The sequence below is a fragment of the Haloimpatiens lingqiaonensis genome (genome assembly GCF_901447495.1).
GTDB classification, from domain to species: domain Bacteria; phylum Bacillota; class Clostridia; order Clostridiales; family Clostridiaceae; genus Haloimpatiens; species Haloimpatiens lingqiaonensis.
This window is the reverse complement of sequence record NZ_CABDWS010000009.1, coordinates 16350-28564: the sequence shown is the minus strand read 5'-3', so window position 1 is coordinate 28564 and position 12215 is coordinate 16350. Positions and strand designations below refer to the sequence as shown.

Here is a 12215-nt window from a genome sequence, read left to right as displayed (position 1 = left end):
CCCTTTGAAACTGCATTTTTTTACACGGGACTCCCCGCCGCTGTCCAGGATGCTTAGTTCTAGAGATTTACTACCCCCACCTGTCACCACTCTTGGCTGTTATGCTTGAGTGGCAGCTCTTGCATAGACTCATTAGGTTAGAGAAGTCATTGCTTCCACCTTTGGATAGGGGGAGGATATGATGGACTTCTTCAGCCTTAGTTAGTTGGCCGTGCTTCTCACATTCTTCACAGAGGGGGTGGAGTTTAATATATCTGTCCCTAATCCGCTTCCAAGACCTACCATACCTTTTGTTTGACTGTGGGTCCCGCTGGTACTTGTTGTAGTTCCTGTTCATCAAACTATTATGTTCTTCACAGTACCTATCATCGGTTAGGATAGGGCACCCAGGATAGGAACAAGGTCTCTTAGGTTTCCTTGGCATTGAATCACCTCGATTCTTTAAATAAAAAAACCTCCACAGATTTCCCGTGAAGGTTTTAAATATATTTTCCTAATTATAATAATATCATAAAAGGTTAATGCAAAATAGTGAAATTCACTGCAAAGTTTTTATTGGTGGAATTTCTTTTAAAGCTGCACCATGTAAATTATAAATATTTCTAACACTATAACCCATCTCAACAGCAATTTCCTCCCATGTTTTAAAGCAAAGGTAACGAAGTTCTAAAACCATTTGATGCTCTGAATTAGGAACAACCTTAACTATATTTACTATGTTTTTCTTTAAATCTACTAATTCATCAATGTCTTTATTAATTTCATTCTGTAAATCTATAATCTTACAGATGACATCTTCCATTTTAGAAGTTGTCCCACTTGGATTCTTTGGCATATCTGATAGGGTAGAAGTGGCTTTCATAGCCAATTCATTAAGTGAAGCCACCTGCTCCAGTTTACTATTTATCCTTTGGTCTAGCCTATAGGCTTTACTTAAATATTCTTTTGCTGTCATTATATGACCTCCTCATTAAGCTTTTTTATAAGGAATTCTGGATCTATATCAGTAAGCACGGAGTACCATTTAGAACGGAAAAACCGTTCAATTTCATTCTTTGTATGCTGCAAATAGCTACTATTCGGATGCTTTTTTAGTTTTTTTAATACATCCCTATAATCTTTAACTGCTGTAATAACAATGGCATTTGCTAAATCTTCATATTTATCATCCATTTTTATTTCCTCCAGTCTGTAGATTTACTTTAACAGCATTTATTAAAGCGGATTGGATATCATCTTTACCTTGAAGTGCTTTCATTACTTGTTCATCAATAGTATCTTTTGATAATAGGTGGTGGATAACAACGGTGTCTGTTTGCCCTTGCCTCCAGAGTCTTGCATTGGTTTGCTGATATAACTCTAGACTCCAGGTAAGGCCAAACCATATAAGAGTGGAGCCACCAGTTTGTAGATTAAGTCCATGTCCAGCAGAAGCAGGGTGGATAAGAGCTATTGGTATTTGTCCACTGTTCCAATTCTTAATATCATTAGATGTCTTTATTTGCTTAACATCAAATTTCTTAGATATTCTTTTCAAGTCATGTTTAAACCAATAGGCTATTAAAACAGGTTTACCATTGGCAGATTCAATCAAATCTTCTAAAGCATCCAGCTTTCTATCGTGAATGTGTATCACGTTTTGGTTATCATCATAAACAGCTCCATTTGCCATTTGAAGAAGTTTGTTAGAAAGAGCTGCAGCATTAGAAGCAGTGATTTCATCTTGATCAATAGTTGCCACTAAATCTTTTTTCATTGTATCTAGGGTTTTAATTTCTTTTTCAGAAAGATTAACTTCTACCTTATTTACAATTAACTCTGGAAGTTTAAGATAATCAGACCCTTTCATGCTGATGGTTATATCTGAAATCTTATTATATATAGCTTTTTCAGCACCAAGCTTTGGCTTATATGAAAAGATAATTTGCTGATTTCTTTTATCAGGGACAAAATATTCTTCTCTATATTTTCCAATGAATTTACCAAGTCTTTCTCCCATATCTAAAAGCCTAAATTCAGCCCATAAATCCATAAGTCCATTAGATGCTGGGGTTCCAGTAAGTCCTACAATCCTTTTAATCTTTGGTCTTACTTTCATTAAGGAACGGAAGCGTTTGGCCTGGTGATTTTTAAAGGATGAAAGTTCATCAATAATTACTGTGTCAAAGTCAAAGGGGAGAGAGCTATCTTCTATAAGCCACTTTACATTTTCACGATTTATAATATAAATATCTGCTTTTTCCATTAAAGCTGATATTCTTTTCTTTTCACTTCCTATGGCAATAGAATATTTTAAATCTTTTAGGTGATTCCATTTTTCAATTTCTGCAGGCCATGTATCCCTGGCAACCCGAAGTGGTGCTATAACTAAAACCTTATGTGCATCAAAGCTATCAAATAACAAATTATTTAAAGCTGTAAGAGTTAGAACTGTTTTTCCTAACCTAAGCCCATATCCAAAAATATAGCTGAGATAGGCTTACTTTCAATATATTCAGTAGCATATCTCTGATAATCATGGGGTATGAACTTCATTTGGCATCACCTCCTAGGATTTCTTCAATTATTTCTTTTATTTGCTTTTCATCATCAAGGACAAAAACTTTAAAACCTAATTTCTTCAAAAGATTATGTCTTGACACTTGAAGGGGTCTAGGCTTTTCACCTTGTCTTTTAACTTCTACAAACCCAATCTTTCTTTTAGGAAGAAGGATAAGTCTATCAGGCATTCCAGCAAATCCAGGACAAGAAAGCTTTAAACATAGACCCTTTAATAATTTAATTTCTTTTACAAGCTTTTGTTCGATTGTTTTTTCTTTCATAGACATTCACCTTGCTAAATATTTTAATGATGAATTTCAAATTTGATTTATATCTCCAAACCCTTTATTCATCAGTGTTTGGGGGAGTTAGATTCATCAGTAAATTTTGTAGGTATGTAGATCAATGAAGGTTACCTATATAACTTATATATATATTTTTATATTTTATTTTTATCTATATGAAAAAGTTGTAATAGAGAGATACATTGATCTACACTTTTGAGGGAAATAGCTATTTATAGGAATTCTGATTTTAATCTTAATCCTTTTACCATGACTCCTTTACTGGTTCTTTTTCTTTCAAAGTTTTGTGAATCCAGAGTAGTATAGAAGTCAGTTGTACTTCTTGTAAATTCACCGATTCTAAGGCAAAAGGCTCGGTATTCATCATAGACCTCTCCCGATTTAGCCATATAGGTTTCATCAATTTCACAACATTCTTCTAAAAAATGATGAAGCCAGTTATTATTTTCCTTGTAAATATTAATGGCGTCTTTAACTTTTTTAGGTGGACTTATATTGTAATCATCATCAATAACCTTTTTTGCACCCTCAATTATCCAAGTAAGAATTGCACCACCTGCATTTTCAACTAGATAGTCAGTGTAATTCTTTATATCATTACTTCCTTCAATTTTTGCTTCAAAGGGAATAACTATAAGCCTTCGCCAAGTTCCCTCATCAATAGCTCCAACCTTTGGCAGGTGGTTTGTATATAAAACTAAGGTGTGGGTAGGAATATAGCTGAAAGGGTCTTTATATTTTTTCTCTGCATATATTTCGTCAGTAGAACAGAGCTGTTTAATATTAGAAGTATTAAGCCTCATGCCTTCCTCAAGCTCTGCAGCAATAAGGAGCCTTTTGCCCTTTGCTTCAGCCAGTTCTGGTTTAACATTTCTTCTACAACCAACAGTTAAGATGTCGGCTGAAATATTGCCACTATAGCTTCCTAAAACCCTGGCGATGGCATTCCAAAAAGTCGATTTGCCATTACGGCCTTCACCGTAGGCTATAATTAAGGCTTCTACATAAACTTTGCCTATGGCAGCGAGTCCTACAATTCTTTGAACATATTCAATTAAACTTTTATCCTTACAAAAGAATACATCAATGGCATCAAGCCATTTGTCCATACCTTTATCATTAGGGTTTACACTTGTTTGCTTTGTAATAAAGTAAGAATAGCTAGGACCCATTTTGGAATCAATACCTTTTCTAAGGTCGAAGGTAGCCTTTGGTGTATTTAATAAAAAACCATCAATATCAAGATCCTTAGGTAAAATCTCAAGCATAGGCTGTGCTTCCTTTAATGCTGATGATATTTTCTTAGAATCCCTTCTAGTAATTACATATTTTTTATAGGCCATAGCAGATTCATATCTTTTAAAAGATTCATCTTGAACTTCATTAAAATCCTTTGCTGCCTTTTTAGTTCCCTTTTCCATAACAATATTTAAAGCACCACTATCAGACATTTCATTTAAAGCATTATTAATTTCAATTTCTGCTTCTTTAAGCTGTCTGGTGGTTAATTCTTGTGCAATAGCCTGTGCTTTTGGTTTTGATTCCTCCCAAAAGCTACCGTTATATACTAAGAAATCGGTAGAAGGGGAGTATCTAAGAAATTCTTTATATTCTTCAGAAAGTACAATAGCTTGACCTACATCTGAAAAATCACTAGGTTTAAGAAGTATTTCACTGCCATAATCTTCTGGAGGAATATATCCTTCTTGTGAAGAAATTCTTTTGCCAAAATTAATAGCACTATGCCATATAAGATCTAATTCATCTTCATCTAAGGGTGGATTACATTTTTCTGCTTCTTTTAAAAAGAGGGCATAGGCTTCATCTGTATTTCCAAGACGTACTATAATTTTTCCAGCATAACGGGACAGGGTACTATTTCTAGAACCTTCCTGTATTTCTTCAGTAGAGTCATCCCAATCTTCAAAACTTGCAGCATCAAGATATTCTTCAATACTTTTATTACCGTCATGAATTTCTATATTTGGAGAGCTAGTACCAAAGATAAATCTAGCACTATCAAGAGCATTGTTATCAAAGTAGGGGAAGGACCTAGCTATTTTTTGTTTTAAATTTGCATATTCATTTGAATTAGTAATTTCTTTAATCATGAAATAAATATGAAATCTTGGCCTTGGGGTTCTTTTTCCTTTTTGTTTCATATGGTTTCTACTATAGATAGCTACAAAGGGGATATCTTCAAAAGTTGTAGCCACATCTTTAACAGTAACCCAGTCATTTGGATCGTCTGAATGGTCATTATCACAATCAAGTACAGCATTATCAGCTTTAATAAAGTTAGCTGAACTTCTATAATTATTTTTAAATTTGGCTGAAACATGGTCATATTTAATTGCATCTGCCATAGATACTTCATCCGTTACTAAAACTTCTTTAGGGTAGATGCAGTTTGAAAGATTACCTGTAATATTTGATGAGTATAGGGTAAATTTAATCACTCAAGCACCTCCAAAAAGTCCTCCCAAGCAGTTAATGGATAACTATTTACTGTTCCAAATCTTTCATCATTTGTTTCACATTTTCTTATTTCAATAGAGTGGCACCTACAGTATGCAGATAATCTTTTACCGATACTTTGACATTCTTTTAAATTCCAACCCATGTTGAAAACATTATTGTACTTGGCTACGGTATAAAACTTGAGGGAGGTATTTAAAGCAATTTCAAGACTTTCGTTTTCTTCTGATAAAGCAAGTATTTTTATTTCAGCTTCCCTTGCTTTTTGCTGAGCTATTAATAAAGCACGTTCCATAATTTTTTCAGGGGAGTTCCATGCTTCTTCAATGGAGATAAAATACTGCCTAAACTTTTTCCCCATTTCACTTCTTTGGAGCATACAGATTTCTTTTGCCATAGAAATGGTTAGGGAGTGGTCGATTCTAGGCTTACCAGGAAGACCGTCAGACCTATTACTCAAAATTGAGTAATAGTCTTTTCCCTCTATAAAGCCGTATTTGCACATTCTTGAAAACCAATCATTATATCTAGTTTCAACTTTTAATGCCTCATGAAGTTCACGACCATTTACTGTAGGAATATTATTTTTATAATCAATTACAATTAGTTCATTCATTCTGTAACCTCCTCGCATCTAGAATTAAAGTATCTTATTGGCATATTTCTTCTTTTGGCTTTAGCAATTTCTTCAGCCATTCCCTTAGAAACTCTATCAAAGACCCACAATTCTTCACATTTGCCAAGTAGTATAAGAGCAAAGCGGAGTCCAAGTTCTCTTTCCTCAGGATCTTCATCATCTAAAAATTGAGGGTAGTGCAGGTGAGGAGCTATAGGAATATATCCTTTACTTATAGCAAACCTACAATAGCCCTGAGCCTTTTTAATATTTCTTTCCATATCACCTGAGAAGGGAGAGGCAATATAAACAAGGGGAAGATATTTTTTCTTTAAAGCTTCATAAGGAGTAGGGTCATAGTATCCTTCTTGATTAAATTTACTTATTGTCATATTGGATACCTCGCTTCTTTAACTCTTTTAATTTTGTTTTGCTACATTCACTGCAATATACAGATGTGCCATACAAATCACCTTCGCCATTACTAAAGAGCTCCACTAAGTCAATTTCCACTTCGCACCCACAATTAGGACAGGTACAAAAGACATTGTCATCATGGATATCTACAGTTACATCAACTGAAGGGCTGACTTTTTCTTTTACATAAAACATAAAAACACCTCCAAAAATTTAATAGGCAGGTAATGCCCTTATTAACTAAAGGACAGTACCTGCCAAATTCCGTAGTAGTTTTTTAATCTTTTTTGTAAAAGTTTCCTTCAAAGCCTTCAGCTCGGAGTTGTAAGCCCTTTGACCATGGAGGAGTTTCACACATTATTTTACATATCTCATCTACAGTTATATGTTTTTCAGCCTCAATAATAATCTCATCATGAATATGCATTACTATAGAAAAATGTCTTAATTTCTCCATAGAAAAAATTAGAATATCTCTACTAATTGCTTGAACAATATTTTCCACAAACTTTGGTCCATAGGACTGTATCCTTTCCCATTTCTTAGTTCCACCAAGACCCTCATAAGTTACACAATCTGAGCCAAACTTACTGACTCCAATTTTGGGTTTAACATAGGATAGTTGCCTACCAGAGGGGAGGGTAATAAATAACATTCCGCTTTTATAAGAAAACTCAATGCCATGAGTAGTGGTAGTAGTTCTTTCTCTGACAGTTTTAAGAACTACTCTATCAACATCCCACCAAAAATTAACTATATTAGAATTGGCAAGTCTCCAGGAGTCAACTAGGGGTTTAAGCTCATATTCTTCAAGTCCCATATCAAGAGCACCCATAGAAATTAATGCACCAACGGAGCCGCCGTAACCACAGGCCAGGTCGGCTACTTTCCCTTTATCTCTTAAGGGACTCTTTTTATCTATTTTTTCAATAGGAACATCAAACATTTGACTTGCAGTAGCAATATATAAATCTTCTTTTCTTTCATAGGCATCAAGAACCCACTTTTCACCTGCAAGCCAAGCTAGAACAACTCTTTCAATAGAAGAAAAATCTGCGACTATAAATTTATGATTAGCCTTTGGAATAAAGGATGTACGAATAAGCTGGGATAAAACTTCTGGGATAGAATCATAAAGCATATCTAATGCAGTTATATTGTTTGTGTGAACTAATTCTCTAGCTTCATATAAATCAGGAATATTGTTTCTAGGAAGGTTCTGAGGTTGCAAAATTCTACCTGCAAATCTTCCTGTCCTATTTGCACCATAAAATTGAAACATTCCTCTAGCACGATTATCAGAGCCTACAGCATTTTCCATAGTTTGATATTTCTTAACGGATGATTTTGAAATTTGCTGCCTAAGAGTTAAAACCTTTGATAAATCTCCAGTAGCTGTTTCTAATAATTCTGAAACAATCTTTTTTCCAAGGCTTTCAGTTTCAAGACCATTTTCAGAGAGCCAACCTTTTAATTGTTGTACTGAATTTGGATTATCAAGATTTGTTAATGCTTTCATTTCATCAATTAATTTAGTACGAGAGTGGTCGCCAATTTCTATTGCATTCTTTATAAAATCTAAATCAAGAAGTACACCTCTATCATTAATTTCCTGGTCTAAGTGATATTCATGCCATATATGTTCGGGAACAGGAAATTTCGAGAGTTTCATTTGAATTTCTAGTTCCGTCTCCACATCACGTTTGTTATATTCTTTAAAAGTTGACCATTTTTCAAGGTCATGGTAGGGATGATTTCTAGTTCTTTTACCATTTGTTTTAGTAGGCTTACAAGGAGTACAAAAGTACCTTATTAAATCTTTTCCTTCTTTAAGCTTCTGTTTTTCAAGTCCTAAAACTGTACCAACACCTTCAAGAGAAAGGGGAAGTCCCATATAAGCAGACCAAATCATAGAGCATCTCCATGATGAAGGGTCAAGATATTTTCCAGTAGGGTATCCCAGGTACCTAGATAGACAAATGCGTTCAAAGTTAGCATTGAAGGCCCATTTAATAATATTAGGGTCAGTTAATGCATCTAAAATTTCTATTGGTATCTTTTCACCCATTGCTAAATCAATGACTTTAACATCCCCGCCATCAATGGAATAAGCAAATAGTAAAATTTCAAAATCAAGAGATTCAACATATCTATAAACTCCAGATTTTGAAAGATTGATGCTACTAAAAGTTTCTATATCAATTTCTAATGTTTTCATTTAATTCTCCTTTCTTAGATATAGATAAAGCAGCAAGATTTAATCCTGCTGCCTTCAAAGTTTTATGAAAGGAAATCATCATCTATATCAGTTGCAAAGTCATCCTCAGCTCTTGATTTGCCACCAAGAGATTCTCCATCTCTAATCTTTTGTAGATTGTTAAGACCACAGGCAATTCCCTTATTTCCGTTACTATTAAAGGCATAGAAGTTAATACTAGCTCTGCCATATACACCACTATAAACTTCAGAGCGATCAAGAATAGGGTCAAGATTACTATCTACAATACCTGGAGCAGTTGCTGAATTTGCATTTACAAAATATGAATTAGCATAAGCTTCATCATCTGGTCTTTCAACATCACCATCTCTTAATGGTTGCTTAATAGAAGATAGAGGGGGTACAGTTTTACCATTACCTTTTAATTTACCTTCGCCTTCTTTATAAGCAGCCTCAATAGCAGTCTTAATTTTGTTAAGAGTTCTAGTATCTGACTTTGGAATTATTAGTGATACTGAAAACTTAGGTGTACCACCGTTAATTGATTTTGCTTCCCAAACATTTGCATATGACCATCTTGTTTCTGGTCCTGTTATAACTTTCATTGGATTAGTATTTTTACTCATAAATTTGTCCTCCTAAATTTTCTTTAAAATCATCTACAGCTGTATTAATAGCTGGTCGTTTATCACTCTCAGAAACGAGAGTAGGTTTACCTTTTGGTTTTTCTACTAGGTCTGATAATAATTCTGAAAACCTAGCTTTTCCTAATGTTTTTTCCATAGCTGTGATTCCTTTGATTTTATGTTCATAAGGGTCATAGCCATTTGATTTAACAACTTTAATAACTTCTTCTTCATTAATATACTTTCTGTTACTTCTTCCTTCGACTAGTTTAAAGCCATGCCACTGTTTGCCACGAAGAGCAGCTGTTAGAGCATAATCTTTAATATCAGAAGCCCAAGAAATTAGCTCATCGATTTTACTTAGAATTTCTTCTACATCTTCATCTTCTAAAATAGGTGGTAGCTTAAATTCATACTTAGCAAGCTCAAGATTATATTCAGCCCTGTGTCTGCATTCATGCTTACTTTTACAGAAAACACACCAATCACCACATTTAAATTCTCCTTCTCCATCAAGGGCAAGCTTAGCTGTAGGTATTAAAATATCATTAGCCCACTTATAGAGTTCATCTTTTGAAAGGGTGAAGGTGCTTATATTGTTTCTTCTGGGCTGATAGATGGTCATAGATACAGTTTCAATATCATAAATACCATCAAAAAGCTCTAATGCACCAAGCCCATATAATTTCATTTGTGAGTTGTCATTGGCATCAACTAGGATTCCTGTACCATGCTTATAATCAATTACATGAAGTGCATCATCTGAAACAATAATACAGTCCCCAGTACCATAGCCGCCTTCAGCATACTTTGAATAATCTAATCTTTGTTCTATTAGAATCAAAGGGTCAGAGCATCTTGTTTTTGCATCCTCTAAAAGTTCTAGAATATAGGCAGCATAGCTTTCAGCACATTCTTCCATTTCTTCATTGTAGTATTCAAGATTAGCAGTAGGGTCTTTAGCTCCCATACCTAAAAGGGTTTTTAATTTATACTCTCCTAATAGATGAGCTTCAGTCCCTTCAGCTGCATAACTACTTGTTGTATCATCGTATTTCTGGCCAAGTCTTAAAGACGGAGGGCAGTTTAGCCAGCGATGACTTGAAGAAGGGGAGAGGAGAGCATGTTTACTCATTTCCCAATACCTTCACTTCTTCCAGTAGTTTCTTATACTTTTTAGGGTCGATTTCACTTAATTTATTAGCACCATGCTTTTCCAGTAAAGCTTTGATTTCATCCGTATAACCACTACGAGATTTTTCTGCTAGAACAGCTCTAACCATTTCTAAAGTAAGTTTTTCTTTAGTAGCTGCAGGTTGCTTTTTTGGTTCGATAGCTTCATTTGAAATTTCACCACTTCCAGAGAATAAGTCTAGAAGTGAGTCAGCTACAGATAAAAGCATATTAGCAGCAGTTTTTAATTCATCTACGGTTTGAGATAGTTCGTTCATTTTACTCATATAGATTTGCTCCTTTCATAAATTTTTTGCCCTTCAATATCTAAAGGACACTGAAGGGCAGAATCCGTAGTAAAACTTTTTATTTTTCTAAAACATCTTTTAAGTCTTTATGTGAAAGGAGTTTTTTACGAAGCTGAAGTTCTCTGTATCTAACTCCATCAACGGTAATATTTAATTTTTCTGCTATTACTTTTTTCTTCTCTTTATTAATAAGCGCATTAAAAAGTAATTTATCCTCAGAAGATAAGCCATCATAGGCTACAAGGAGAGCTGCCATTAATTCTTTATCCTCTATAATTTTTAAAACATTTTGGGATTTATCAATAGGGGTGAAGGAACTTTCCATTTCATCATCATTACCTGTCCAAGTTTTATCCAACTCAACAGTTCTACTTTTGTTTTTCCTATTACATTGCTCACAGTTTTGGTCACAGTTTTTGGTTTTTTCCCATATACAAGAGAATTTTCTATATTCATATCTTTCTTCTCTTTTTAAAGAAGTGCTATTAAAACGATGAATGTCTTCATTGGCTTGATTTCTAATAAGTCTTACAGCATACCCAGCTTCTTCATCATAGAACCAGCGTTGCTTATAAGGGTTTTCTTTGGTTGGCGGTTCAGCAGGGGCAAAACAAACTTTTCTGTCTACCTTTAAATATTCGCCTTTTTTATTTTGTGCATAGTATTCTTTGTAATAAATACTTTGATAGTTTTTCATTTTATTTCCTCCTTAGGTTTTCAATTTGAAATCCACCAGAGGAAAGAAATCCTCAAAACAAAAAGACGGCATGGGGGAACACATATAAATGTGTCCCGCACGGCCGTCTTAGCGTTCTGGCGGATTCCAGTTATCAAGTTGTGATTAAATTTTAAGCTACATCTTTTTTATGTTGATGGGTAATGTTTAAAGTCCCATCTGGATTTGCAGTGATTATTGTTAAGCAATCTTTAAGGCAAATCTCTATAACTTTTTTGTCTTTGCTGATATCGCAGATTCGTTTGTTATTGATGTTTCTGACTTCTTCCATGGTGGCTTCCTCCTTTCATAGATTTATAAATGCAGAAGAATTTTTAATAAATTTTAATAAAAAAACTGCTATTGGCTTGTACAATAACAGTCTACTAGTTATGAAATTGAGTTTACATGGCTGCGACTTTACTTTGACTTTACTATCACTTTAATTTTAAAGAATCTATATACAACTTTAAGAATGTAAAGGATAAATCTGAAAATACAGAAAAAAGATTGTAAGATATATAGTTGCGTGATAAAATATAAATTAATATAAGAAAATCATTAGTTGAATCTATTTTATGTGGAGGCGAGATTGTGAGATTTAGCTATAATAAATTGTGGAAATTGCTAATTGATAAGAAGTTAATGAAAAAAGATTTAATGGCTATGACAAATATAACTTCATCTACAATGGCTAAGATGGGAAAGGATCTACCAGTTAGCATGGAAGTTTTAGCACGGATTTGTAAAGCGTTAGATTGTAATATTGGGGATATTGTAGATGTGATTAATGAAGATAGATGATAGTTTCTTAGAAA

General features: G+C 34.1%; 15 protein-coding genes and 1 pseudogene. 1 reads left to right on the top strand and 15 read right to left on the bottom strand.

Translation table 11 applies throughout. The annotated features are described in order from the left end of the window. Window positions 1–70 precede the first annotated feature (70 nt). The 15 genes and pseudogenes from FGK85_RS03120 to FGK85_RS15245 form a co-directional block, all read right to left on the bottom strand. Window positions 71–424: an HNH endonuclease gene (locus tag FGK85_RS03120; RefSeq protein WP_138203668.1), complete on the bottom strand. Its 354-nt coding sequence runs from the start codon at window positions 422–424 to the stop codon at window positions 71–73. Between the two features lie 114 nt (window positions 425–538). Further along, a complete protein-coding gene (locus FGK85_RS03115; protein WP_128753226.1) occupies window positions 539–955 on the bottom strand; it encodes a DUF1492 domain-containing protein in 417 nt (138 codons plus the stop codon). Further along, the gene (locus tag FGK85_RS03110; RefSeq protein WP_138203666.1) at window positions 955–1173 is read right to left on the bottom strand and encodes a hypothetical protein; all 219 of its coding nucleotides are present in this window, start codon (window positions 1171–1173) and stop codon (window positions 955–957) included. The genes FGK85_RS03115 and FGK85_RS03110 overlap by 1 nt, the downstream gene beginning before the upstream one ends. Beyond that, window positions 1166–2535 (bottom strand): annotated as a pseudogene (locus FGK85_RS03105) (SNF2-related protein). The gene FGK85_RS03110 and the pseudogene FGK85_RS03105 overlap by 8 nt, the downstream one beginning before the upstream one ends. Continuing rightward, window positions 2532–2822, bottom strand: coding sequence for a VRR-NUC domain-containing protein (locus FGK85_RS03100; protein ID WP_138203664.1), 291 nt, complete (start codon window positions 2820–2822; stop codon window positions 2532–2534). Before FGK85_RS03100 ends, FGK85_RS03105 begins: the two are co-directional and overlap by 4 nt. Before the next feature lie 236 nt (window positions 2823–3058). After that, on the bottom strand, window positions 3059–5305 hold the full coding sequence (locus FGK85_RS03095) for a phage/plasmid primase, P4 family (protein WP_138203662.1): 2247 nt from the start codon (window positions 5303–5305) through the stop codon (window positions 3059–3061). Further along, window positions 5302–5940 (bottom strand): antA/AntB antirepressor family protein, encoded by a 639-nt coding sequence (locus tag FGK85_RS03090; RefSeq protein ID WP_128753222.1) that lies wholly within the window; start codon window positions 5938–5940, stop codon window positions 5302–5304. Before FGK85_RS03090 ends, FGK85_RS03095 begins: the two co-directional genes overlap by 4 nt. Further along, window positions 5937–6332 (bottom strand): DUF7768 domain-containing protein, encoded by a 396-nt coding sequence (locus FGK85_RS03085; protein WP_138203660.1) that lies wholly within the window; start codon window positions 6330–6332, stop codon window positions 5937–5939. Before FGK85_RS03085 ends, FGK85_RS03090 begins: the two co-directional genes overlap by 4 nt. Further along, complete coding sequence (locus FGK85_RS03080) at window positions 6319–6552, bottom strand: hypothetical protein (protein ID WP_138203658.1); 234 nt, start codon at window positions 6550–6552, stop codon at window positions 6319–6321. Before FGK85_RS03080 ends, FGK85_RS03085 begins: the two co-directional genes overlap by 14 nt. An 82-nt stretch (window positions 6553–6634) precedes the next feature. Next, complete coding sequence (locus tag FGK85_RS03075; RefSeq protein ID WP_138203656.1) at window positions 6635–8575, bottom strand: DNA polymerase; 1941 nt, start codon at window positions 8573–8575, stop codon at window positions 6635–6637. Window positions 8576–8637: 62 nt separating this feature from the next. Next, window positions 8638–9201, bottom strand: a complete 564-nt coding sequence (locus FGK85_RS03070) for a DUF2815 family protein (protein WP_138203654.1) — start codon at window positions 9199–9201, stop codon at window positions 8638–8640. Next, entirely contained in the window at window positions 9194–10336 is a 1143-nt protein-coding gene (locus tag FGK85_RS03065) for a DUF2800 domain-containing protein (RefSeq protein WP_138203652.1), read from the bottom strand. The genes FGK85_RS03070 and FGK85_RS03065 overlap by 8 nt, the downstream gene beginning before the upstream one ends. Next, complete coding sequence (locus FGK85_RS03060; RefSeq protein ID WP_138203650.1) at window positions 10329–10661, bottom strand: DNA ligase; 333 nt, start codon at window positions 10659–10661, stop codon at window positions 10329–10331. Before FGK85_RS03060 ends, FGK85_RS03065 begins: the two co-directional genes overlap by 8 nt. Before the next feature lie 79 nt (window positions 10662–10740). After that, window positions 10741–11379 carry a hypothetical protein gene (locus FGK85_RS03055; RefSeq protein ID WP_138203648.1) on the bottom strand — a complete coding sequence of 213 codons (639 nt, stop codon included), beginning with the start codon at window positions 11377–11379 and terminating at the stop codon, window positions 10741–10743. Between the two features lie 151 nt (window positions 11380–11530). Continuing rightward, a complete protein-coding gene (locus FGK85_RS15245; protein WP_171011312.1) occupies window positions 11531–11689 on the bottom strand; it encodes a hypothetical protein in 159 nt (52 codons plus the stop codon). A 302-nt stretch (window positions 11690–11991) separates the two neighbouring features. Between FGK85_RS15245 and FGK85_RS03050 the strand changes: the two genes are divergently transcribed. Continuing rightward, the gene (locus FGK85_RS03050; RefSeq protein ID WP_138203646.1) at window positions 11992–12201 is read left to right on the top strand and encodes a helix-turn-helix domain-containing protein; all 210 of its coding nucleotides are present in this window, start codon (window positions 11992–11994) and stop codon (window positions 12199–12201) included. The last annotated feature ends 14 nt before the right edge of the window (window positions 12202–12215 follow it).